Source organism: Galbibacter orientalis DSM 19592 (genome assembly GCF_000260115.1).
In the GTDB taxonomy this organism is placed as follows: domain Bacteria; phylum Bacteroidota; class Bacteroidia; order Flavobacteriales; family Flavobacteriaceae; genus Galbibacter; species Galbibacter orientalis.
Genome location: NZ_JH651379.1, coordinates 2,835,681 through 2,860,271, shown reverse-complemented (window position 1 = coordinate 2,860,271; position 24,591 = coordinate 2,835,681). Strand labels below are relative to the sequence as shown.

The window sequence follows — 24,591 nt, the reverse complement described above, 5'->3', positions numbered from 1 at the left end:
CAAATTATTTTTTTACTGTATGCCTATAAACTAGACATGGATGTTTCATCTGATTTTCTTTTTTAATTATTCAAAAAACGATTTGTATTCTTTTCAAACTCTTTTAAATAAGATGCTCCTTGAGTTCCTTTACTAAAATTATCGGTTAGCAAAGCCAACGCCAATTGCGCAGACCTAATTTCTTCTGGTGTATACTCCTCCTCTAGCGCTATAGTTGGAGTTACTTGAGTAGATGGTCTATTATTTAAATATATTCCAAAAACAAATACAGCGACAGCGGCGACAGAAATCCATTTTAAATAATTTCTATTTTTTCTAGGTTTTAATGGTATGTCTTGTGTGCTTTTTTCTTCTTTGGCTATAGAAAAATAGTTGAACAAAGGTTTATATTCTTCAAGATGAGGCGCAACTTCTTCTTGAGAAAAATAAACTTTTAATTCGTTTTCTTCAGCTACCGTTGTGGTGGCTTCAAAATACTTCTCTAATATTGTCTCAATCTCTTTTTCCGATATTCCTTTTTCGGAGTGAACGCCAGCAGATAGAGAATTTTCATAAATCTTTCTCACTTGCTTATCTTCAGATTGATTATTTTTATTTACTGATGCCATAACTATGTTTTTTTAGTAATTGTTCCCTAACAGCTTTTCGAGCTCTCGATAATGTGACTCTAATTGCAGTTGGATTCATTTCTAACATTTCTTCTATTTCATTATATTCATATTGCTCTATATCTCTTAATTGTAATACCATTCGTTGTTGTTCTGGAAGCGTATTCATTATTTTTTGCATCCATTCTAAGCTATCATTTACCTCTACTTTCTTCTGCAAAGATGTGTTATTATCTTCATAATTGGTATGAACCAATTTTAAATTTCCAGCCTGTTTTGACTTTAAACGATCTAAACAATAGTTCTTCGTCATTGTCATTGCAAACGCTTCCACATTATTATAATTGTCGATCTTTTTTTTATTAGACCACAATTTCATTAAAACTTCTTGCGTAGCGTCCTCTGCTTCTTCCGTAGAAACTAATAACCGTTTTGCTAATCGAAACAGCTTATCTTTAAAAGGCATTACTTTATGTAAAAACTCCGTTTGTTGCATTTTGTTGGTTGATTAGACAGCTTTTAACTGCTCTCTACTTTCTAGACGAATAACAATAACTTTTGTTACAATTAATTTTATATTTTTTAATATATAGATTAAAAACTCTGTTTAAGGAGTAAAAAATATATATTTATAGAGTATTAACTCTTAAATACTTTATTATGAAAACTAAAATTACATCAATATTACCGATATTTCTGGTTTTGCTTCTAATATATAATAACTTATACTCTCAAATAGGCTTTCCAATAAGACAACAAGTTATATATGATGGATACACTAGTGATTATGATGTATATCACCTAACTATTGAAAATAAAGAATGCTCAACATGTTATGAATATAACTTTGATATAAGAAATGAATTTAACAAAAAATATGAACGTTTTAATAGCAAGGCTTATATCGAAGTATTAATAAGATTTAAAAATAAATTGGTGCTTATAAAAAAAGTAAACTTCACAAAATATTCTGGAACAAATCCTTATACAAATATTAACTATAAAGGTATAATAGATCTAAAGAATATAAATGACTCAAACTTTGCTATGGATAAGAATCCTTATATAGTATATTCTATTAGAGTAATAAAAATTATTACTTGCCCATTTGCGGGTGTAAATGATCCATGTGAAAAAGATGTCTTGTTTAGAGATGAGGTGCCAGGAAATCTACGTAAAATAGTAAGCCTTAACAATAATCCTACATCACCTCCCACCCCTGCTCCTAAGACTAAAGCCAATTTAAAAATAAAAAGTATTACTGTAAAAGAATCTGGCAGCTCAAAATCTATAAATGTGTATAGCGGACAAGTGTTAACATTAGAATCAGGAAAGAGTTATGAATTTAAAACTACCATAGAAAATAACGGAGGTACTACAGCAAACAATGTTAATTACCAACTTCTATTTTCTGAATCACACAATTATACTAATCCAAAAACAGCTGTTTATCCAGTCTCTAGTAATAACATTAATAGTATTAGTGCTAATTCTAGTAGTTCTTCTACAGAATACACTACTCCCCATCTGTAAGACAGTTTAAATATATATCTAATTATTTATGATGCTATTCTTTTTGTATTATAAATTTGATCAGGTGGTACTTTTCCTATTTCAGTATGCCTTCTTTTGGTGTTATAGAATTCAATATATTCCGTGACCATTTGATAGAGATCTAGACCTCCGTTTGGTGGGTTTAGATAGATCTTTTCATATTTAAGAGACTTCCAGAAGCGCTCAATAAAAATGTTATCCAAAGCTCTTCCTTTGCTGTCCATAGATATTTGAATATCATGTTCTTTAAGCACTTCAATATATTCGGAGCTGGTATATTGTGACCCTTGATCGGAGTTATGGATCTCCGTATTGCCATATTGAGCGATAGTGTCTCTAAGAAGCTCGATACACCACTGTTTGTCCATTGAGTTTGAAATACTCCAATTAAGTATTTTTCTACTATATACATCAATGATAGCATTCATATACATAAAGCCACGGAACATAGGAATATAGGTGATGTCAGTCTGCCATACTTGGTTAGGGCGGTCTATTACTAAGCCCTTCAAGAGATAAGGGTACTTATAGTTTTTAGGATCCCTGATGGTGGTTTTAGGTTTTCTATATATGGTCTGTAATCCCATAATTTTATACAGCCGTCTTATTCTTTTCACATTTACGTGGTAGCCAAGATCAAGGATGAGATAATCAGTCATCCGTTCGACTCCATAATAGGGGTGTTCCAGGAACTGCGCATCTATTGCCTTCATCAGTTCTAAATTCAATGGACTCTCACTTTTAGGCTTATAATACAGACCAGAGCGATGAATGTTAAGGATTTTACATTGTTGTGCAAGACTCAGCCTTGGATGAGATTTTACTACCTTTTGTCTTCTTTCAGTAGTACTCATTTGCCCAAGACTTTCTTTAAAAAATCATTCTCAACTTGTAATTGACCGATCTTACTATAAAGCGGTGCGGTATCCACAGCTGGAGTATCTTTTTCTGATTTGGACTCGAAAGCAAGTTCTGCGTTTTTTAAAAACTCTCGCTTCCAATTGGATATTTGGGCTGGATGCAATTCAAATTTGGCAGCAAGTTCAGGTATACTTGTCTGCTCTTTTATCGCTTCAATGGCTACTTTGGCCTTAAAGGATGCGCTGAATTTTCTTCTTGATGTTTTCATATTGACAGGGTTAAAATTACAACTTAATTTCCTGTCCTAAATTTGGGGAGTATTATAGAAAGATTATATGTTAGCGATAATATTGCCTCTCTTCAATTAAGATCAGGGATGGCATATTATCTAACTTACGACATAAATTTAAATAGAAAAGTAGAAGAGAGTAATTATAATGATAATTATTTCACTTTTAATTTTAACTATATAAAGCCCTCTAAAAAATCAAATTGTTTTGATTGTGAGATGTTAGAACCTTATAAAGTCCAAGTCTTTGATTTTAATGGTCAAAGAGTTCTTTCAAAGCAAGTAAGCAGTGAAGCTGAAGAACGATTATTGCTAAGTCAACTTCCAAAAAATAGATATATTGTGAAGAAAAAAGAAACCACTATTAAAGTGAATAATTAATAAAAATAGTATAAGTACTACAAGAAAACTCTGTCGCAAGGCAGAGTTTTCTTATTTAAAAAATTTTATATTTCAATAAATGTAAGTAATATTACGTTTATAACGCTAATTATAAACTGGAATGGATTTTGATATTTTAGAGTTGCTTAGGCAGTACATATTAAAATGAAACCAGATAATTTTTTAAAAAATAACAAATGAAACACCTATTTAAACTAAGATGGGCTTTACTTTTTGTACTAATTTTCTCTTACAGTTGTAGTAAAGATGATGATGCTACAGACGGTGGCGGTGGCGAAGAAATAACTTTAGAGAGTGATGTTAATGACTTTGTATGGAAGTCTATGAATTCTTGGTATCTATGGCAGTCTGAAGTTGGCAATCTTGCAGACTCTAAAGATGACAATACCAACTCTTATTATGAATTTCTAAACGGATATGACACTCCAGAAGGTTTATTTTCTAATGTTTTATCGTCTAAAGATAGATTTAGTTACATAGAAAGTGATTACAATAATTTATTTAATTCATTTTCTGGGGTTGCTAAAACTAATGGTGTTCAATTTGTTGTAACTAGACCTCCTGAAGGAGGTACTAAAGTTATTGGTGTTGTTAGATACGTAGTCAATGGTAGTGATGCTGATGTTAAAGGAATAAAAAGAGGAGATATTTTTTATGCTATTGACGGAACGGAATTATATGCCGTTACAGATTCTCAAGGTAGAATTACTGAAAGTAATTTTTCGCTTTTTGACTCAGATTCATATACAATGAATTTTGCTAACATTGAAAATAATCAAGTAGTAGCAAATAATGTGAATGTAGAACTTAATAAAAGTGAACTTACAGAAAATCCTATTCACATCCATAAAACTTTAGATGTAAATGGAACAAAAATTGGCTATTTAATGTATAATCAATTTGTAGCCGATTTTGATGAACAGTTAAATGATGCCTTTAGTCAGTTTAAATCTAGTGGTGCTACAGAACTTGTTATAGATTTAAGGTATAATCCTGGAGGCTCTGTAACTTCTTCTACAAGACTAGCAAGTTTAATTACAGGGCAATTTACAGGAAGTTTATTCTCCAAGGCTACATGGAATTCAAAATGGAGCGACTTTGATGAAAATAATAATTTTGTAGATAATATAGATGGTACTGCACTAAACAGCCTAAACTTATCGAAAGTATATATTATTGCTACTGACGATAGCGCCTCTGCTAGTGAATTATTAATAAATGGTTTAGATCCTTGGATTCAAGTAATTCATATTGGAGATACAACAGTAGGTAAAAACGAATTTTCAATTACTTTGATAGACAATCCAAGTGGAGCTACACCATATGCATATACAGGTGAAAACTCTTTGGCTAATGCCAATCCAAATCATAAATATGCCTTACAACCTTTAGTAGGAACTAATGAAAATGCTGATGGTTTTTCTGACTTTACCACTGGATTAATTCCAGATATTGAAAAATTTGAAGTATTAGGAGATTTAGGAACTTTAGGAGATATCAATGAACCTCTTTTAGCTACTGCAATTGAACAAATTACTGGAGTTAGCGCTAAATCTTTAAAGCGTAAATTTTCAGATGATTTAAATATTAAAACTCTAAAAAGTTCTAATGATTTCTTACCATATAGAAAAATATCAAATTACGATTTATATAGACTGAAGTAATACAAACTAAGCTTCATAACATAAAAAAAGTCTCAGAAAATCTGAGACTTTTTTGGTTAACAACAAAACAAAAGTTCGGGATGTTCCCTCAATTAACCCCCGAACTTTCTACAAACCTAACCTAAATCCTACACGTATATTTCTTCCTCTTGTAGTATATCCTACAAGCTCTGCATACTCTTCATTGAAGATATTATCCAGATTAAGAAACACCGTAAATTTGTTTGAGAATTGATGATTTACATTAAAATTTAGTAAAGAAAAAGCATCCAATTCTACATTTTCAGAAGTAAAATCTGGATTGTACTGAATATCTAATCGTTTCCCTGTAAATTGATATTGAAGTCCAAAGTTAGTTTTCTTCAATAATTCATACTGAATTCCAGCATTTACTTTATGTTTAGGAATACGTAAAGACACTTTATCTCTATTTTCAGTAAATGTATAATTGGCATCTATAATTAAAGATTCTATTGGAGTTACTGTAGTTTCTATCTCCACTCCATTTACTGTAAAATCTTCTTCAGAATTAGAATATCCTATGTCAGTATAACTAATAAAATTCTCTTCATATCGGTTAAAATACACTCCGCTAACTCTAAATTTATCGGTATTATATTCCATTCCTCCTTCTAAAGTTCTATCTTCTTCTGGCTCTAAATCTGGATTTGCACCATAAGCTCCAAAAAGTTGTGATAGTGTTGGCGCTATAAACGAAGTACTATAAGACCCTAAAAATTTTAAGTAGCTATCTGTAAATTTTAAAGTATAAGATGGGTTTAAATTATAGGTAAAATTACTTCCATAGTCACTATGGTTATTCATACGTCCACCTACATTCATATTTAAACCAAAATCGGACACCCAAACAACATTAGCATACGGATCGGTCATATTAAAATCTGTTTCAGCTCCTAAAGTCGCTTCACTTTTAATATAATTTAATCCAACTATTGTGTAGAATTTATCGCTAAAATTGTATTTATTAAATAAATCTACCACTGTACTATTGGCTTCATATGCACTTGGATATGCAGAATAAATATCTCTATCAATAGTATTGTAAGAAGCATTTAAAGTTATACTTCCGTTCTTGTAAGTATACTCTGGTGTTATAGCTACTCGAAATTGTTCGCTTTCAGAATAATCATCGGTATCCATTTGTGGAGATGAACTATCAAAATCAGCTTTAAATTTATCGTAATATCCTAATACTTTAAATGAAAAATGATCTGAAAATGTATACCCTAAATTAATATTAGAATTAACTCTATTAAAAGGGTCTTTCTCTTCTCCTATAACCGCTGAAAGTCCGTTTGTGTATTGATTTCCAAAACCAGCTAAATAAGTAAACTTCCCTAAAGTTCCATTTACAGATGCTCTATTAGAGAAATCAGATAAGTTATAATCGTTTTCTTCTGAAGATTGATTAGAACCAATACTACTCTCAAAATTAGCTCCTATTTTATTCTTTCCTGCGCTTTTAGTTGTAATATTAATTACCGCTGTAGCCGCTCTATTTCCATAAAGTGTACTCGCTGCTCCTTTTACAATCTCAATAGATTCTATCTGGTTAAGATCTAACAAACGTAAATCAAAGTCCATGGCAATTTGTGAAGGATCACTTACTTGTACTCCATCTATCAATACTAATACTTGTCGGTTGTTTCCTCCCCTAACAAAGTAAGATAAATTCTGACCAGCATTACTTCTACTTCCATTAATTTCAATTCCACTTTTGGTATTAATAACTTCAGCTACAGAACGCCCTTGATTACGCTGTAGTTCTTCTTGAGAAATTTTAATTACTGTTTTTCCTGAATGCTCGCGCTTTAATGAAAATCGCGAATCGGATACTACTACTTCTTCCAACTTTTGGATGTCTTCATCCTGTTGGGCATTCGTTTTTTCTTGTGCAATGGCCAATGTAGATACAAATCCTAGTGCACAAAGAGAAAAAATTCTTTTGTTCATTCTAAATTTTTATAAAGGGAAAAAAGTATGAGTTTACCCATACGCAAACCTTTATCCCGAAAGTTTGACATAACTAAAATTTGAATTTTGGCAGGTCTCCTGGCTTGCTTTTATAGTATCTCACCTTCCCATTTCAATTTGAAACAGTGGTTTCTAGTAGTCAATACTATACTTTTAAAAAATAATCTTACCTTTTTAAAAGACACCAAAAACAAATTTGGCATAAAGCTTACAGTTGCGGGAACAGCCACGGTTTTTCACCGTATTCCCTTTTAATTTAAACCTGTTGACAACAGATTTAAAACCATAAATTCGGCACGAAATTAAACATTTTCCTTAAGCTTACCATCAGAAAGATATATTAATCTTAATTTTATTGCTGAATTTTTCTGACACCAATACTTAAGAACCTATAAATGAAAAAAATATTATTCCTAACCTTTATACTATTTTGGGCTTGTAAAGAAACTCCCAAAAAAAACACTCAAATCACAAACAATGTAGTCAAACAAAAGGAAAACTTTGACGCTCTTCCTATTAAGTATGCAAAAGGGTTTACCATTGAAAAACATGAAAAAATAACTGTAGTAAAAGTAAATGCTCCTTGGCCAAGTGCTAATAAAACCTTTACATATGCCTTAATATCAAGAGAGGATTTTAAAACAATTACCCTTGATGCCTCTAAATATGATGCTATAATCCCTATTCCGGTTAAACGCATGGTGGCTACATCTACCACTCATATACCTTCTATTGAAGCACTAGGAATAGAAAATACTTTAATTGGTTTTCCTGGAACAGATTATATTTCTTCAAAACCTATTAGAGAAAAAATTGAAGCTGGAAAAGTAAAGGATTTAGGGCTTAATGAGTCTTTAAATACCGAAGTTCTAATAAACCTTGAACCCGATTTAGTAATGGGTTTTACTGTTGAAGGCGAAAATAAAACCTATGAAAATATTATAAATTCTGGAACTCCTGTAGTGTATAATGGCGATTGGGTTGAGGCCACTCCCTTAGGAAAAGCAGAATGGATTAAATTTTTTGGTGTTTTTTTTAATAAGCAAAAAGCAGCCGACAGCATTTTTAATAGCATTGCAAAATCTTATAACCAAGCAAAAGAACTGGCTTCTAAAGCTCAGAAAACACCTTCTGTTTTAAGTGGTTCTATGTTTAAAGATATTTGGTATGCTCCAGCAGGAGAGAGCTGGGTTGCTCATTTTTTAAAAGATGCGAATGCCAATTATATTTGGAAAGATTCTTTTGGGAGTGGAAGTTTATCTTTAAACTTTGAAAGTGTTTTAGCAAAAGCAAAAACTACCGATTACTGGATTGGTCCTGGGCAATTTACAAGTTATAATCAATTGCAAGAAAGTAATATCCATTACACGCAATTTGATGCTTATAAAAACAAAAACATTTATACATATAGTTTAACAGCGGGCGCTACGGGCGGTTTACTTTATTATGAACTAGCTCCAAATAGACCAGATCTTGTTTTAAAAGATATAATTCATATTTTGCATCCCGAAATTTTATCAGATTACAATCCCGTTTTCTTTAAGCCTCTAAAACCTTGAATTCAATAAAAACATACCGATTACAATTTATCGTACTGGCTATTTTATTAGTTGTTTTTTTTCTGATAAATATAAGTTTAGGTTCGGTTAAAATTCCTATAAAAGAAATTGTAAATATTCTTACAGGAAATCAAATAGAAAAACAATCGTGGGAATATATTATTTTAAATTACAGACTTCCAAAAGCATTTACTGCTATTTTAGTTGGTAGCGGACTCTCAATTAGTGGTTTATTAATGCAAACCCTCTTTAGAAATCCGTTAGCTGGCCCTTTTGTTCTTGGTATTAGTTCTGGTGCCAGTTTGGGAGTTGCCATTTTAATTATGGGATCTTCTCTTTTTGCAGGAATTTTTAGTGGTTTTTTATTAAATAGTATTTCTATTGCTATTGCTGCTACTATAGGAAGCTTTTTGGTACTCCTTGCCATATTTATTGTTGCAAGTAGTATTAAAGATAGTATGGCACTACTTATAATCGGACTCATGTTTGGGAGTATTACTACAGCCGTTGTAAGTGTACTTTCTTATTTTACTAGTAAAGATCAATTACAACAATATATCTTTTGGTCGTTTGGAAGTTTAGGAAACTTAAGCTGGAACCAATTAGCGCTCCTTGCCATTCTATTTGTTATTGGAATTATCATCACAATTCTTGTGCTAAAACCTTTAAACGCACTTTTATTAGGAGAAAACTATGCGCAAAGCATGGGAATTCATTTAAAAAAATCTAGATATTTAATTATTATTGCTACAAGTCTTTTGGCGGGGAGTATTACCGCATTTGCTGGACCAATTGCTTTTATAGGTTTGGCGGTACCGCATTTAACCCGACAGTTATTTAATACACAAAATCATCATATTTTAGTACCTGCAACAATTTTATTTGGAGCAATTTTGATGCTCCTTTGCGATACCATTGCCCAACTACCAACAAGTGAATATTCATTACCTATTAATGCTATAACTTCTATTATTGGAGCTCCTGTGGTAATATGGCTTTTGGTACATAAACGAAAAATGATTTTTTAAAAAGAGTAACCTATTATTGAAGCAAGCTTAAAAGGCATTAGAAAAAAGTATGAAAATAATTTAATCCATTTCAACGTAGAGTCCTTTGGTAAACTCTGGACAGGCTTTGGGAAATAAAGCCCTCAATGAGGAATTTAAGTGTAAGCATTTCGATAAATCATTATAAGATTTTATTGTTGTCCGATAAAAGCAGACAGCATTTATTGCATTCCACATATATTAAAGGGTAATAGAGGTTTTTAAAATAGCCCCCTTGCAATTAAGAAAAATGAATAAAAAAAGGAGTTTAATATTTTTTTCTTTAAACTACTCTTTTCGTAATAGTTAAGATTAAGTCTTTGTTCTTTTCTCTTACAGTGAAGCGGTCTTGTATTTTTACTCGGACATTAATGATAAGATTTAAAGCAATCAAACCTCGATAATCGAGTTTACAGAAAATATTTATACTTTTACTTACATTTTTTCGGAGTCATTTTAACTTTTCAGCTAACTAAATATAACTCCTTCATCTAAAACTTATTCAAACATCAATACGCAAGAGCAAAATATCATTTTACAAACCAAAAATTTAGCGGTAGGATATCCTTCTAAAAAAGGAAATAATATTATTGCCAAGGATATTAATTTTAAATTATCCGCAGGAGAACTAACTGCAATTGTTGGTGCAAATGGAATTGGAAAATCAACACTCTTACGTACACTTGCAGGCGTTCAACCCAAGCTAAAAGGAGAAATTAATGTTAGAAATAAGGCTTTAGATGTATATGAAAATAGCGATCTAGCTAGAGAAATAAGTATTGTATTAACAGAACATATTCCTGCTAAAAATTTAAGCGTTCTAGAAGTTATTGCCTTAGGAAGACAACCCTATACAAATTGGATTGGGATTCTCTCTCAAACCGATCAAGAAAAAGTAAAAGAAGTAGTTAGTCTTGTGGGACTTGAACATTTAAAACATAAAAAGTGTTTTGAATTAAGCGACGGACAATTACAACGTGTAATGATAGCGAGAGCTTTGGCGCAAGATACCTCTATTATTATTTTAGATGAACCTACTACTCACTTAGATATTTACCACAAAGCATATATTCTAAAACTCCTAAAAACCATAGCTCAAAAAACAAGAAAAGCCATTCTATTTTCTACACATGAAATAGAATTGGCTATTCAATTATGTGATAAAATGCTCATATTAGATACTCAGAAATCTACATTTGGAGAACCTTGCCAACTTATTGAAAGAGGAAGTTTTCAAAATCTTTTTCCTGAAGATTTAATATCTTTTGATGCTACCACAGGTTCTTTTAAAGTGAAAAAATAATGATTCCTCTTTAAATATGATTTTCTTAATCCTATTTAAAATCTAAATATGCTATTACAGGAAAATGATCTGAAGGATATTTTAAATTTTTAGAATCGCTTAAAATTCCACTTTTTAAAACTGAAAAATCGTTTTTTGAAATAAATACAAAATCGATTTTATTTTTTACAGGTTTCTCAAAATGAAATCCGTTAAAAGTTCCATCAGGTCCAAAAGCATTTTCACCAGCTTCTAAATGACTGTCGAGCATTTCTTTTTTGATAGCAACAACTCCTTCCGAAGTACTGTCTAAATTAAAATCTCCTGTTAAAACTACTGGAAGATTTTTGGGATTTAATTCTTTCATTTTTTTCAAAATCAACTTAGAACTTTCAAGTCGCGCAACGTTACCTACATGGTCAAAATGTGTGTTAAAAACCAAGAATTCTTTCCCTGATTCCTTGTCCTTAAAAGTAGCATACGTACAAATTCTATTTAAAGCAGCATCCCATCCTTTAGAAGGTTTTTCTGGCATTGGAGACAACCAAAATGTACTTTCATTTTCAACTTCATACTTTTTGGTATTATAAAAAATAGCAGAGTATTCTCCCTTTGTATCTCCTTGATCTCTTCCAATTCCTATGTATTTATAGTTTTTCAACTCCCTCTGAATGTCTTCTAATTGGTTGTGAAGTCCTTCTTGAGTTCCAAAAATATCAGGAGCATAAAAATTTAATTGAGAAATAAGAAATTCCTTACGACTTTGCCAATTATTGGCTGTGTCAGAAGGATTATCATATTTAATATTATACGTCATTACTTTTAAATCCTGAGCACTTAACAAAGAACAAACAGTAAAAAATACAACAGATAAAATTTTATTCATTTTTATTTATATTAAAGCTTAATATTAACTTTTTCTAGGCAGTACTAGAGATACACAAAGAAAACAAATTAATTTATTTCGGTCCTTAATGGAACATTAAATTATCTTGGAGGGAACCCACTAAGTATCCAAAGGAAACAATTTCAATTCAATTTGATGCAGAAGCTCAGCACAGGCTATGAGGGATTGAATTATTCAATTGGAGTGCCACGCATTCTATCAAAATTCTTGAAATTATTATCTATTTTCTTTTCTGATGCTTGCTCAAATTCTTTTTCTGTAACTCCGTACTCTTTTTGAAGTTCTTTTAATCTAGCATGTAATTTTGCTATTACCTCCTCATAATCCTCGTCATTAATGGCATTATGAAGTTCATTTGGATCTTCTTCCAAATCGTAAAACTCCCAAGTATCTATATCATCATAAAAATGCATTAATTTATAACGCTTTGTTTTTACTCCATAATGCTTTTTCACCATATGAAAAGCTGGATAGTCATAATAATGATAATAAATGGCATCTCTAAAATCGTCATCCTCAACAGTTCCTTCTAGTAAAGGCTTTATAGATTTTCCTTGCATACCTTCTGTTAAATCATTCCCCCCCGCATAATCCAAAAATGTTTGTGCAAAATCTAAATTCTGAGTCAAAGCATCTACCACAGTTCCTGGTTTTATTGCTTTAGGATACTGAATTAAAAAAGGCATTCTAAACGATTCTTCATACATAAATCGCTTATCAAAAAAACCTTTTTCTCCCAAATAAAACCCTTGATCCGAAGTATAAACAACAATTGTATTATCAGACAATCCATTTTCTTCTAGGTAATCTAAAACTTTTCCAACGCCATCATCAACAGCTTTTACCGTTGCTAAATAATCGTGTAAGTAACGTTGTCCTTTCCATTCATCCAATGCCTTTCCGTGGAGATTAGCTTCCCAAAAAGCATTATTTTTTGGCAGATAAGCTTCGTCCCAAATTCTTCTTTGTTCGGCATTCATCCTATCAAAATCGTTTGTCCATGGGTTATTTGACAATTCAGTACTAGCAAACTTTTTACTCAACTTTAAATCATGCCCTTCATACATATCGTCATAGATAGTTTGCAATTGCTGTTGTGCAGCAACTTGGCTTTCATGTTTATCAAAATAACTATCGGGCAAAGGAAATTTTATCGAATCGTAAACCGTTAAATAACGTAAAGGTGGCATCCAATTTCTGTGCGGTGCTTTATGATGCAACATCATAAAGAAAGGCTTATTATCCACTTTTTTATTTTCTAGCCAACTTATCGCATCCTCTGTTATAATATCTGTTGCATAGCCTTCTATTTGTATAGAATCGCCCATTTTAACAAAATCAGGGTTGTAATAATGCCCTTGGTCGTCTATTATATTCCAATAATCAAACCCTTGTGGATATCCATACAAATGCCATTTCCCAACCAAAGCCGTTTGATATCCTAGCGTTTGTAGCTTTTTTGGGAGGGTAGGCTGGTCTCCATCAAAGCGCTCTCCATTTTGCCTGAAACCGTTAATATGACTATGTTTTCCAGTTAAAATTACCGCTCTACTTGGACCACAAATAGAGTTTGTACAGTAGGTATGATTAAAAATTGCGCCATTTTTAGCAATTCTATCAATATTTGGAGTTGGAGCCAATTTACTTATTTCAGAACCATAAGCACTAATAGCTTGAAAAGCATGATCATCTGCCATTATAAATAAAATATTAGGCTTTTCTGCTCCTGCTACAACCTCCGTATTGTTTTCTTCCTGATCAGTTTTTTCCTTACAGCTTGTAAGTAAAATAGCTAAAATTAAAAAAGGTATTAATTTAGATATGCTTTTCATTTTTTAGATGCTAATTGAAGATTATATGTAATTTGCTCTTTATGAATTATTGCATTCGATATAAAATCTGCTATTTCATCGGTGAATTTGTAAGCTAAATTTGCCCAATCATGATTTCCCTCAGGATCTGTTGCCAACAAATACGAAGCTCCTAATTTTTGAAGTTTCTCTGTAATTGCTTTAGCTCCAAATAGCGTTAAAAAACCAGGCTGATTAGGTTTACAATAATGATGTGGTGCAATGTAATAAGGAACTAAATTGTCTTTCTTTCCGTGGAAAAAAACCGAAGGAATAGCAGTCTCCTTGGTTAAATGCTCTAAACTTACAAGCGCTCCCGCAAAAGAAACAACTCCAGCATACTTAATTTTTGAACTATTAGGCATATAGACTGTATTTAAAACAGCTTCTGCTCCCGCGCTACTTCCTACTAATACAATCTGACTTGGATCAAACTTTAGATTTTTTGACTTCTGAATTAAAAAATCAGTAGCGTCAAGAATATCATTAGTTACCGAATCAAAGGTTTCTATTTTCCCTTCTGAAGAATAATCACACCCAAAAGATTTTCCTTTTCTGGTAAGATGATAACTCATAGAAGCCACAGCGTACCCTCTTTTTGCCATCTCTCTACAAAACTCTTTCTCCATTGGATTGTCTCTTTTTCCAGAAGAAAAACCGCCACCATGTACTAATATAAGTAGCGGTTTTTTTGCTAACATATCCTGTTTTGAACTGTAAAAATCTAATTGAAGCGTATCTGAATACGTAAAAGTTTCTGACTTCACCGTATTAAAAACAACGTCTTTAAAACGTTCTTGAGCTTTTATTTGCATAGTCACAAATAAAAATCCTACTAAAAATAAAACGTATGTTTTCTTCATTATAAATTCTTTTTTATTCTAAAATAAATTCTTTTTTCAAGCTTGCATTAGAATCTCCACCTACAAAAACTTCAAAAGTTCCTGGTTCTGCAACAAATTCTAAATCAGAATTATAAAATTTCAAATCTTCAGGCTGTAAAGTAATTGTTACCTCTTTACTTTCGTTTTTCTTTAAAAATACCTTTTTAAATCCTTTTAATTCGCGATTAGGAGGCGTAATACTTCTCACCACGTCATGTAAGTATAATTGTACAACTTCTTCCCCATCGAAATTCCCAGTATTCTTTAAAGTAACAGATACTTCTACTGCCTCTCCCTGAGAAATTTTATCCTTATTAATTTTTAAATCAGCATATTCAAAAGAAGTATAACTCAATCCATATCCAAAAGGAAATAAAGGAGAATTTTTCTCATCTAAATAATTCGATTTAAACTTTTGAAACTCTTCAGAAGCTGGAGCTGGTCTTCCGGTATTTTTCATGCTATGGTAAACAGGAATTTGTCCAACAGAACGAGGCCATGTAGCAGTTAATTTTCCTGATGGATTATAATTTCCAAAAACTACATCTGCAACTGCATTCCCTGCTTCTACTCCAGGATGCCATACTTGTAATATGCTCACTGGTAAATTAAATTCTTCTGGAATTGCTAATGGTCTTCCACTCATTAAAACTAATACAACAGGTTTTCCAGTTTCAACTAGTGCTTTTATTAATTTTTTCTGAGTATCTGGAATTGTAATATCTGTTCTACTTGCTGCTTCTCCACTCATTTCTGTTGCTTCTCCAACTACGGCTACTACAACATCCGATTTTTTGGCTGCAGCTAAAGCTTCATTTAATAAAGCTTCTGAAGACTCTTTACTTATTTCAACACGAGGACCAAAAACATTTATCTTTTTAGCCATTTCAGCATCATTTAAAATATTACTCCCTTTTGCATATGTTATGGTTGCATCTGGAGCTACATTTTTAAATCCTTCTAAAATAGTTATTGCATTTTTAACATCTCCCGTTGGTGCCCATGTTCCAAGCATATTATTTCTGCTATCTGCTAATGGTCCAACTAAAGCAATTTTTGTTGCCTTTTTAAGAGGCAACACATTATTTTCATTTTTTAATAAAACAAACGAATGTGTTGCTGCTTGTCGAGCTACGTCTCTATTCTCTTTCGTAAGAATATCTTTTGCAGGGCGACTATTATCAATGTAACGATATGGATTATCAAATAATCCTAACTTATGTTTAGCTTCTAAAACTCTTCTACAAGCATTTGTTATATCAGCTTCGGTAACTTTTCCTTCTGATAAAGATTTTTTTAAAGTCGATAGAAATCCTTCTCCAACCATATCCATATCTAAACCAGCCTTCAATGCCAAAGCAGAAACTGCCTGTAAATCTCCTAATCCGTGCGCAATCATTTCATTTAAGGAAGTATAATCTGAAACTACAAAACCTTCAAACCCCCAACGATCTCGTAATAAATCGGTTAACAACCACTTATTCCCAGTTGCAGGAACTCCATCAACATCGTTAAAAGATGTCATTACACTTGCTGCACCAGCATCAATGGCAGCTTTATAAGGTGGTAAATATTGATTAAACATTTTTACACGACTCATATCAACCGAATTATAATCGCGTCCTCCCTCAATAGCTCCATACAATGCAAAATGTTTTACACAAGCCAACATTGTATTAGCATCGGTAAGGTTATCTCCTTGGTAACCAGTTACCATAGCTCTAGCAATGGCAGAACCTAGATAAGCATCCTCTCCTGCTCCTTCTGCTATTCTTCCCCATCTTGGATCTCTAGCAATATCTACCATTGGAGAAAAATTCCAATTTATTCCATCTGCAGTAGCCTCTTTTGCTGCTATTTGTGCTGTACTTTTAATTAAATCCATATCCCAACTAGAAGAAAGTCCGAGTGGAATTGGGAACGTTGTTTTGTATCCATGAATAATATCCGACCCAAAAAGTAATGGTATTTGCAAACGGGTTTGCTTAACTGCAATATCCTGAGCAATTTTCATTTTAGAAGGACTAGCCACTCCAAAAAGTCCCCCTACATTACCAGCTTTTATTTTGGCTTCTACATTTTCACTCACTACAGACCCAGTGGCAACACCACCTCCAGGAGTTAATAAGTTTAATTGCCCTATTTTTTCATCAATAGTCATTTTTTTTAATAAAGCTTCCACTTCGGGTATTTGCTTTTTACTTTGAGCAATTCCAATAGTAGTAAGGCTTAAAACAAAAGCAACTAATATGGGTTTCAATACATTCATTTTCTTTATTTCTATTTAATTTTTATTCTCTTATGAATTTTAAAATATTCTCAATTATTTGTCCTTCTGATGCGAAAATAACCATGGTAAAAAGTCAGGCTCACTAAAAGCAGAATCCCAACTATTATGGTTTGCATCGTTGTAAAGTGTAAACTTAGGATGCCCTCCTGCTTTTAAAATAGCTTCTACCATTTTTACAGAATGTAACGGATTTACAACATCATCTTGTGCGCCATGAAATACCCACATTGGTGTATTTACGTATTTACTTACAGCTTCTTCACTACCGCCACCACAAATAGGCATAGCTGCGGCAAAGGTTGTAGGCATTCTAGATAATATTTCGAAAGTTCCCATTCCTCCCATAGACAATCCTACAACATATACTTGCTCTTTTTTTACAAAGGATTTTTCTATAAATTGATTTAATAAATCCATTGTTAAGCTCAAGGCCTTTGTAGGCTTTTTATCATCATGAAAAACAAGTTTCACTCCCTCGCCAGAGCGATCAACATCAGCATTAGACCAATAATCGTTTTTTGGACACTGTGGAAAAATTACAATAGCTGGGAAATTAGCTCTATTTTCTTCAGAAGTAAATAGACTACTTCCGTGTGTTAACTGACTCTCATTATTGTCTCCACGCTCTCCAGCACCATGTAAAAAAAGAACCAAAGGATATTGTTTGTCTTCTGAAAAGTTATCAGGCAGCAGTATTCTGTATTTCAACGTTTCCTTTCCTTTTACAAAATTATCCTTTTGATAAAGCTTCGTTTGAGCTATCATTAGTACTGGAAAGCACATCAGAAAAAAACTAATTAATCTAATTTTATTTTTCATTTAAGCATTTATTTTAAAAAGTCATATTAAATTAACTATATAAATTAGCTGCCGCTCCCAATGAAAACGAAGATTTAACATCTGAATTACAGATAGTTATAAATATTTCGAGAATCAACAAAAATGATACAGAGTACTACTTTCTTTTTATTTAGTTATGGTAAACCCCAATTTATCTAGTCCTTTTTGAACATCTTCATTCTTCATAAATAATTTCCAAAATAAACCTGTTCTATAATTTTCAATCATAACAGGAATTGGTCCTTGATCTATTGCCAAATACCTAGGTAAATACCAATTATCTTGTAAACTAAAAGCATCGTACGGTCCATATTTACCTATTAAAGAATCTTGCTCTTTATACATAAATCTTAAAAACTGCATACTCTCTTTTGGCGTATATGGCATTGAAGACAATGCTGCCGTTGGAGAAATAACTCCTAAATCTTTATCTCCTGGATGGTGACCAGCATATCCTTTCATAGAATAGCTAGAGGTTAGTCCCCAACAATTCTCTCCATAACCTTTATAGTTATGAGGATTGTCAACACAATATTTATATTGAATCATAGCATGGTTACGGTTTAATTTCCAATAATCTCCATACTGGTCTTTAAGTCCTTCTGGATTTAATCCTAAATAAGAATAATGTGCCCAGAACATTGGCCCTACAGGGTCTTTATCATATTCATAATGATCTAAAACTGTTTTTAAACCATAATATGTTGTGTCCTTTGCTATAGCTCCACCACGAGCCCATCCTTGTTCATAAACTTCTTTAGAAATAGGATGTGTAGGAGAAGCTGCTGCAAGTACATACATTATTAAACACTCATTGTATCCACCAACAGGAAAATTCATTTTCCAACCATTGTTAGGCGACCAGTGCCAGTATAAAACATTCTCTCCTTTAGTATACCAATCCCATTCCACCTCTTCGTATAGTTTTTGGATATCTGCAACCAATTGTTTTGATTGTTCCGAATTGTCAGTTTTATAATATTCAGCAACTGTTAAAAGTCCTTGAATTAAAAAAGCAGTTTCTACTAAATCTCCTCCATCATCATACTTACTAAAAGGTTTTACTTTTCCTGTATTATCATCCATCCAATGTGGCCAAGCCCCATGAAAACGATCTGCATTCTTTAAAAAATCTACAATTTTTATATACCTCTCTAATGCCTGATCTTTGGTTATATACCCACGTTCTACCCCAACTAAAATAGCCATGATACCAAATCCACTACCTCCAGTAGTAACCACATGCTTGTCTTTTGAAGGGTAAATTCCATCCAGATGAATCCGCTCTGCTGCAAGTCCAGAGTTTGGTTGTGCGCCACTCCAAAAATATTCGAAGGTTTGCTTTTGCACCTTATCCATCAAAGCTTTGTCTTCTGTTGAAGGATGAAATTCTCCATCTTCCACAGCTACTTCATCTGACTTTGATGTCTCTTTTTTTTCTGATTTTTTAGAACTGTCACATCCAACTAATGTGAATGTGACAGCTATAAATGCCAATAATAATCGCATATTATATATTTTTTAAAATTTTCTTACCACCCTGGATTTTGAGGGATTTCTGGAGTTTGAATTAATTGGTCATTAGGAATTGGAAAAAGTTCATGCTTACCTGTAATAAATGTTTTCCCATCTTCAGCCATTGCATCTTTTGCCTGACCAGTTCTTAACAAATCAAACCAACGGTCGTGCTCAAATGCTAACTCAAGTCTTCTTTCATTCCAAATTTTCATTCGTAATGCAGTTTGATCTGTGTTAGTATATTCTGGTAAATTAACACGATCTCTAACTTTTTTCAAAGAAGCTAACGCTGCTGAAGCGTTTCCTTGTTCATTTGCTGCTTCCGCATGAATTAACAACACCTCTGCATAACGGATAATCCTAATATTTTTATCCGTATCACTAGCTCCTGCGTTTGCACTAGAATATGCTTTTTCATTATAAGCAGCATTTTCTACAGAAGCACTTACTTCTCTCCCATCCCAAAGGGTTTCTCCAGGAAAAATAATCGTAGCATTTTTTCTTATTTCATCTCCTTCAGCATCAAAAGCATCTACTAAATTTTGAGATGGAGTATTGAAGCCCCAGCCCCAACCACTGGTTCCTCGAGCTCCTTGTGTTTGAGAATACTGTTGTACTCCATGAGCAATTGATTCTCCTCTTGCTTGAACTTCAAAAATAGATTCTACTCCATTTTCAGTATAAACTCTCCAAATATCTTCATAATTAGGTTCTAAGCTATACTCTCCAGAATTTATAACCATTTCGGCATACGTTTGCGCCTCATCCCATTTTTCTTCATATAAAAAAACTTTAGAAAGTAAAGCTTGTGCCGCACCTTTAGTAGCTCTCCCTAAATCTTTACTTGCATATTCGCTTTTCTTTGGAAGGGCGTCTATAGCATCTTTCAAATCCTGCTCTATATAAGCATAAACTTCTTCTTTAGGAGCTCTCTCCGAAGGCTCTGAAACTCCTTGAATTGTTACATCCCCAAAAGAACGTACCAACCAAAAGTAATTTAAAGCTCTTAAAAATTTAGCTTCTCCAATCAATCTATTTTTTAAGGCAGCATTTTCCATGGAAGATGTTTCTAGAAACTCTATTGAACTTGTAGCGCGACCAATAGATTTATACCATAATTCCCACATTGCTCTAACAGACCCAGCAGATGTTGTGTGCTGAAGATTATCTAAAGCCTCTTTATCTGCTCCAGAATCGGTTGGAGAACTTCCTTTGTCTGCATTATCCGAAATAATTTCTGTAACTCCCAAGTAGGAAAAAGCATAGGAAAAATCTGTTAACATTCCATATACTCCTGTCACAAAATTCTCTCCTTTCAAGGTTTGTTCGCTATCTTCCTGAGAGATGTCTTCTCTAGAATCTACATCTAGGTAATCTTCACTACAAGCAACTAATGTAACTATAGCTGCCAATAGTAAAAGCGATTTATTATATTTTATTTTCATGATTTCTATTCTTTAATTTTTTACAATTCTATATTAACCCCGAGTATAAATGTTTTTACATTTGGATATGCAGAAAGCTCTATCCCAGCAGTCTCATTTGGTGCTCCAGATTGTAATAATTCTGGTGTAAATCCTGTGTATTTAGTAAATAAAAATGGATTTTGAGCTGTAGCGTAGATTCTTAATTTAGAGAAATATTTTATAGCATCTTCAGATAAAGTATATCCAATAGAAATATTATTAATCCTTAAATAATCTCCGTTTTCTAAATAATAACTAGAAGCCACCGCATCTCTATCTGCTCCTGGGTTTACATTTGTAGATCCTGGTCCTGTCCAACGGTTATCGTAAACTTCTTTGGTTACATTTTCCCCACCATCAATACGCACTCCTTTGAGTCCGTTATAAACTTTATTTCCTCCAACACCAAATGCATCTACGTTAAAATCAAATCTTTTATAATTTAATCCTAAATTAATTCCGTAGTTAAATTTAGGTAAATAAGAATCCATAAAAACCTTATCTCTATCATCTATAATACCATCTTCATTTTGGTCTTTATATTTTAAATAACCAGGTTTTGCACTTTCTAAACTCGCACTATTATCAATTTCGTCTTGTGTTTGCCATACACCATCTGCTTCATACATCCACCAAGCGTAAAGAGGCTGACCTTCTTGCAGTCTTTTGGTTATTTGTCCATTTGCCAAACTACCTCCTGTATTACCATCGTATGCTGGTTTAACATCTTGCAAAACATTTTTGTTATATCCGTAGTTAACTCCAATGCTGTATGAAAAATCTTCACTTACCTGATCTTGCCAGTTTAAAGCAACTTCAAAACCTTCGTTATTTACCTCCCCTCCATGATCATAATAAGAAGCTTGGAAGGCAGAGTTTAATAAAGGTTTTACATTCATAATAGCATTTTCGGTAGTTCTATTATAGTAATCTAAATTAGCAGACAGTCTACTTTCTAATATTGAAATATCTAATCCTGCAAAAATCTCATTTGTTTTTTCCCAAGTTAATTCTGTTACTGGGGTTCCAAAACTAGAACCAAAAATTAAAGATTGGTTTGGTCCAAACACATAGTTATTACTATTACTTCCAGGATCTGTACTCACTGTATTTGTGTTTAATTGAGGTACATTTGCATTTCCTAATTTACCGTATCCTCCACGGATTTTTAAGAAATCAATCCCTGAATTACTCATAAATTCTTCACGAGAAATTACCCAACCTGCACTGAATGATGGGAAATTACCCCAATATTCTTCATTCTCTTTAAAGAAACTGTCTCCATCTCTTCTAAAGTTTGCAGTAATAAAATATTTATTATCAAAGTTGTATTGAAGTCTTCCAAAATAAGAAAGCTTTGTTCTGATATTACTGTAGCCTTGTTCAGCTATTTTATCATAATCTGATGAAGCCATATCGATATTCCAATATTGTTCTTGACTTGGAACATCATACCCTTTTACATAACTTCTATAATTATCATTTCTTAAATCTCTAGTAAGCCCAAGTAACATATTAAAGTTATGCTTGTTGAACGACTTATCTATGGTTATAAAAGTATCCCAGTTATAACGAAATTCCTCTTTATTTTCATAAGAAAGATCGTTATTGACATAAGTTAATGAGGTAGGATTTTCTTCTTTTAACTGATCAAATTGACCTGATGTTCTTGTAGGGTCTGAAGTTAACCATCTCCCTTTAACATCATTAAATACTCTCTTTTTGTAGTAATATTTTGTAGCCCCAAATCTAGAACTCAATTTTAACCAATCTGTAACATCAAATTCCGCCTTAAATAACCCTTGAAGGTTTGTAGTTTGAATCTTCTGATTATCATAAAAAGCATTAGCAACTGGATTCCCAATAGAATTTAAACGTCCAATTGTTTCTCCCGGAGCACCTTGATAACCAACTAATCCAGTAGATTGATTTACAAAGCTTTGCCCATATTGACCGCTTTCATAATAAACAGGAACTAAAGGAGATTGTCTGTAAGCATCATTAAATACTCCATATCCTTTAGGATTCTCATTTGTAAAAGATAAGTTTACATTAGGAGTTAATTTTAATCTTCCTTCAAAAAGCTTAAAAGTATTGTTAGTCCTAATAGTAGTTCTATTATATCGTTGATCTTTTAATAAACCATCTTCATTATAATTATTTACACTGAAGAAATAATCAACATTTTCCGAACCTCCAGAAATAGCTACATTATTATTGTTAGAAAAAGCCGTTCCTATTAGTTCATCATACCAATCTGTATCATACGCTTGATTTGGCGATAATTGATAAGATCCTCCTGTTGACGTTTGCTTTTCATTAAAGTAGTTAATATACTCCTGTCCATTAGCCATCTCTACTGGATTTAGCACAGATTTAGCTCCGTAGAAAGATTCTACTTTAATTTTAGCTTTTCCACTTTTACCACTTTTTGTTGTAATTAAAACAACCCCATTGGCAGCATCACTACCATAAATTGCTGCGGAAGAAGCATCTTTCATAATATCAACACTAGCAATATCGCTAGGACTGATATTCTGAATATTACTTACCATAATTCCATCTACAACATATAAAGGACTACTCCCAGCAGATGCCGTTCCAACCCCTCTAATAACAACCTTAGGGTCTGTACCTGGCGCATCACTATTTATAATGTTTACCCCTGCAACTTTACCTTGTAAAGACTGCATTGCATTAAGTGCTGGCTGTTCTGCTATATCTTCAGCTTTTGCAGATACAATAGCTCCTGTTAAATCGGAACGCCTTTGTGTACCATAACCTACCACCACTACTTCGTCTAATTGGTTGGTAGAAACTGTAAGAGAAACGTTTATTGAAGAAGTGTTTCCTACTACAATTTCTTGAGGCTCCATTCCTACATAAGAAAATACAAGTGTATCTCCATTAGTAGCTTCAATAGAATAATTTCCATCGAAATCTGTTTGGGTTCCTGTTGTGGTTCCCTTAATTAAAACTGATGCTCCTGGTAACGGCATGTCTTGATCATCCGTAATTACACCAGAAATTGTTTGCTGTTGGGCGAACCCTGAAAAACAACATAACAATATAAATGTTAACAAATAATTTTTCATTTCTATTTACATATTAAAGTTAGCTTCTTAAAACTATCATAAACTATAACGATGTAGTAAAAAAACACCACTTCTTAAATACATCATTAGTGAGAACTGTTCTTAAGGCAGGTTTTTAGAGGGATTCAAGTGTGTTAAAATGAAGTAATTCTATACAAAATTACAAAATGTAGTAGTGATGATGTATTATTTCAATGTTAATTTCGTTTTTTTAGACCCTAAAAAATGATGATTTTTCATTTAAAACCTAAAATTTTAAGATTATAGCATTCTAAGTTTTGTTAAAATAAGGATAGATAACTCCTTAAATCAACTACCTCGAGGTAAGTCTACGAGGTATTCAAAGTAAAATAATTTAATCCATTTTAACGTAGAACTCTTCGATATACTCAGAACAGACTCTGGGAAAAAACCCTCAATGAGGGATTAATAGCAAAGGACTATTTTGAAAATCTCATTTAAACTTCGATATAAGTAGAGG

General features: G+C 32.6%; 19 protein-coding genes and 1 riboswitch. Of the genes, 6 read left to right on the top strand and 13 right to left on the bottom strand.

Going from position 1 to position 24,591, the window contains the following annotated elements; genetic code table 11:
- Positions 1-62: 62 nt before the first annotated feature.
- Positions 63-608, bottom strand: coding sequence for a hypothetical protein (locus tag JOOMADRAFT_RS12570; RefSeq protein WP_008613920.1), 546 nt, complete (start codon positions 606-608; stop codon positions 63-65).
- Positions 592-1,104 carry an RNA polymerase sigma factor gene (locus JOOMADRAFT_RS12565; protein WP_008613918.1) on the bottom strand — a complete coding sequence of 171 codons (513 nt, stop codon included), beginning with the start codon at positions 1,102-1,104 and terminating at the stop codon, positions 592-594. The genes JOOMADRAFT_RS12570 and JOOMADRAFT_RS12565 overlap by 17 nt, the downstream gene beginning before the upstream one ends.
- A 164-nt stretch (positions 1,105-1,268) precedes the next feature.
- On the opposite strand from JOOMADRAFT_RS12565, the gene JOOMADRAFT_RS12560 reads away from it, so the two are divergent.
- Positions 1,269-2,141: a hypothetical protein gene (locus JOOMADRAFT_RS12560; protein WP_008613916.1), complete on the top strand. Its 873-nt coding sequence runs from the start codon at positions 1,269-1,271 to the stop codon at positions 2,139-2,141.
- 26 nt (positions 2,142-2,167) lie between these two features.
- Here the strand turns inward: JOOMADRAFT_RS12560 and JOOMADRAFT_RS12555 are convergent, their stop codons facing one another.
- Both JOOMADRAFT_RS12555 and JOOMADRAFT_RS12550 read right to left on the bottom strand, forming a co-directional pair.
- Positions 2,168-3,016, bottom strand: coding sequence for an IS3 family transposase (locus JOOMADRAFT_RS12555; RefSeq protein WP_008611013.1), 849 nt, complete (start codon positions 3,014-3,016; stop codon positions 2,168-2,170).
- Complete coding sequence (locus JOOMADRAFT_RS12550; RefSeq protein WP_008611014.1) at positions 3,013-3,291, bottom strand: transposase; 279 nt, start codon at positions 3,289-3,291, stop codon at positions 3,013-3,015. The genes JOOMADRAFT_RS12555 and JOOMADRAFT_RS12550 overlap by 4 nt, the downstream gene beginning before the upstream one ends.
- 108 nt (positions 3,292-3,399) lie before the next feature.
- On the opposite strand from JOOMADRAFT_RS12550, the gene JOOMADRAFT_RS12545 reads away from it, so the two are divergent.
- Together JOOMADRAFT_RS12545 and JOOMADRAFT_RS12540 are read left to right on the top strand one after the other, a co-directional pair.
- Complete coding sequence (locus tag JOOMADRAFT_RS12545) at positions 3,400-3,693, top strand: hypothetical protein (RefSeq protein ID WP_157136682.1); 294 nt, start codon at positions 3,400-3,402, stop codon at positions 3,691-3,693.
- 197 nt (positions 3,694-3,890) lie between these two features.
- The gene (locus tag JOOMADRAFT_RS12540) at positions 3,891-5,378 is read left to right on the top strand and encodes a S41 family peptidase (RefSeq protein ID WP_008613912.1); all 1,488 of its coding nucleotides are present in this window, start codon (positions 3,891-3,893) and stop codon (positions 5,376-5,378) included.
- Between the two features lie 108 nt (positions 5,379-5,486).
- Here JOOMADRAFT_RS12540 and JOOMADRAFT_RS12535 read toward each other — a convergent pair whose 3' ends face one another.
- Complete coding sequence (locus tag JOOMADRAFT_RS12535) at positions 5,487-7,352, bottom strand: TonB-dependent receptor plug domain-containing protein (protein WP_008613911.1); 1,866 nt, start codon at positions 7,350-7,352, stop codon at positions 5,487-5,489.
- A 73-nt stretch (positions 7,353-7,425) separates the two neighbouring features.
- Positions 7,426-7,676, bottom strand: a riboswitch (cobalamin riboswitch).
- A 92-nt stretch (positions 7,677-7,768) separates the two neighbouring features.
- On the opposite strand from JOOMADRAFT_RS12535, the gene JOOMADRAFT_RS12530 reads away from it, so the two are divergent.
- The 3 genes from JOOMADRAFT_RS12530 to JOOMADRAFT_RS12520 all read left to right on the top strand — a co-directional run bounded on the left by JOOMADRAFT_RS12530 (position 7,769) and on the right by JOOMADRAFT_RS12520 (position 11,281).
- Positions 7,769-8,932 (top strand): ABC transporter substrate-binding protein, encoded by a 1,164-nt coding sequence (locus JOOMADRAFT_RS12530; protein WP_008613910.1) that lies wholly within the window; start codon positions 7,769-7,771, stop codon positions 8,930-8,932.
- Positions 8,929-9,960, top strand: coding sequence for a FecCD family ABC transporter permease (locus JOOMADRAFT_RS12525; RefSeq protein ID WP_008613909.1), 1,032 nt, complete (start codon positions 8,929-8,931; stop codon positions 9,958-9,960). The genes JOOMADRAFT_RS12530 and JOOMADRAFT_RS12525 overlap by 4 nt, the downstream gene beginning before the upstream one ends.
- A 496-nt stretch (positions 9,961-10,456) precedes the next feature.
- Positions 10,457-11,281 carry an ABC transporter ATP-binding protein gene (locus JOOMADRAFT_RS12520; protein ID WP_317133732.1) on the top strand — a complete coding sequence of 275 codons (825 nt, stop codon included), beginning with the start codon at positions 10,457-10,459 and terminating at the stop codon, positions 11,279-11,281.
- A 31-nt stretch (positions 11,282-11,312) separates the two neighbouring features.
- Here the strand turns inward: JOOMADRAFT_RS12520 and JOOMADRAFT_RS12515 are convergent, their stop codons facing one another.
- From JOOMADRAFT_RS12515 to JOOMADRAFT_RS12480, 8 genes are all read right to left on the bottom strand, one after another.
- A complete protein-coding gene (locus JOOMADRAFT_RS12515; protein ID WP_008613907.1) occupies positions 11,313-12,146 on the bottom strand; it encodes an endonuclease/exonuclease/phosphatase family protein in 834 nt (277 codons plus the stop codon).
- Between the two features lie 191 nt (positions 12,147-12,337).
- Positions 12,338-13,999 (bottom strand): sulfatase family protein, encoded by a 1,662-nt coding sequence (locus JOOMADRAFT_RS12510; RefSeq protein WP_008613906.1) that lies wholly within the window; start codon positions 13,997-13,999, stop codon positions 12,338-12,340.
- The gene (locus tag JOOMADRAFT_RS12505) at positions 13,996-14,880 is read right to left on the bottom strand and encodes an alpha/beta hydrolase (protein WP_008613905.1); all 885 of its coding nucleotides are present in this window, start codon (positions 14,878-14,880) and stop codon (positions 13,996-13,998) included. Before JOOMADRAFT_RS12505 ends, JOOMADRAFT_RS12510 begins: the two co-directional genes overlap by 4 nt.
- A gap of 13 nt (positions 14,881-14,893) precedes the next feature.
- On the bottom strand, positions 14,894-17,170 hold the full coding sequence (bglX, locus tag JOOMADRAFT_RS12500; protein ID WP_008613904.1) for a beta-glucosidase BglX: 2,277 nt from the start codon (positions 17,168-17,170) through the stop codon (positions 14,894-14,896).
- Positions 17,171-17,224: 54 nt separating this feature from the next.
- Positions 17,225-18,010 carry a carboxylesterase family protein gene (locus JOOMADRAFT_RS12495; RefSeq protein WP_008613902.1) on the bottom strand — a complete coding sequence of 262 codons (786 nt, stop codon included), beginning with the start codon at positions 18,008-18,010 and terminating at the stop codon, positions 17,225-17,227.
- A gap of 147 nt (positions 18,011-18,157) precedes the next feature.
- Complete coding sequence (locus JOOMADRAFT_RS12490) at positions 18,158-19,540, bottom strand: glucoamylase family protein (RefSeq protein ID WP_008613900.1); 1,383 nt, start codon at positions 19,538-19,540, stop codon at positions 18,158-18,160.
- 23 nt (positions 19,541-19,563) lie between these two features.
- Entirely contained in the window at positions 19,564-20,994 is a 1,431-nt protein-coding gene (locus JOOMADRAFT_RS12485) for a RagB/SusD family nutrient uptake outer membrane protein (protein WP_008613899.1), read from the bottom strand.
- A 20-nt stretch (positions 20,995-21,014) separates the two neighbouring features.
- Entirely contained in the window at positions 21,015-24,110 is a 3,096-nt protein-coding gene (locus JOOMADRAFT_RS12480) for a SusC/RagA family TonB-linked outer membrane protein (RefSeq protein WP_008613898.1), read from the bottom strand.
- Positions 24,111-24,591: the final 481 nt, after the last annotated feature.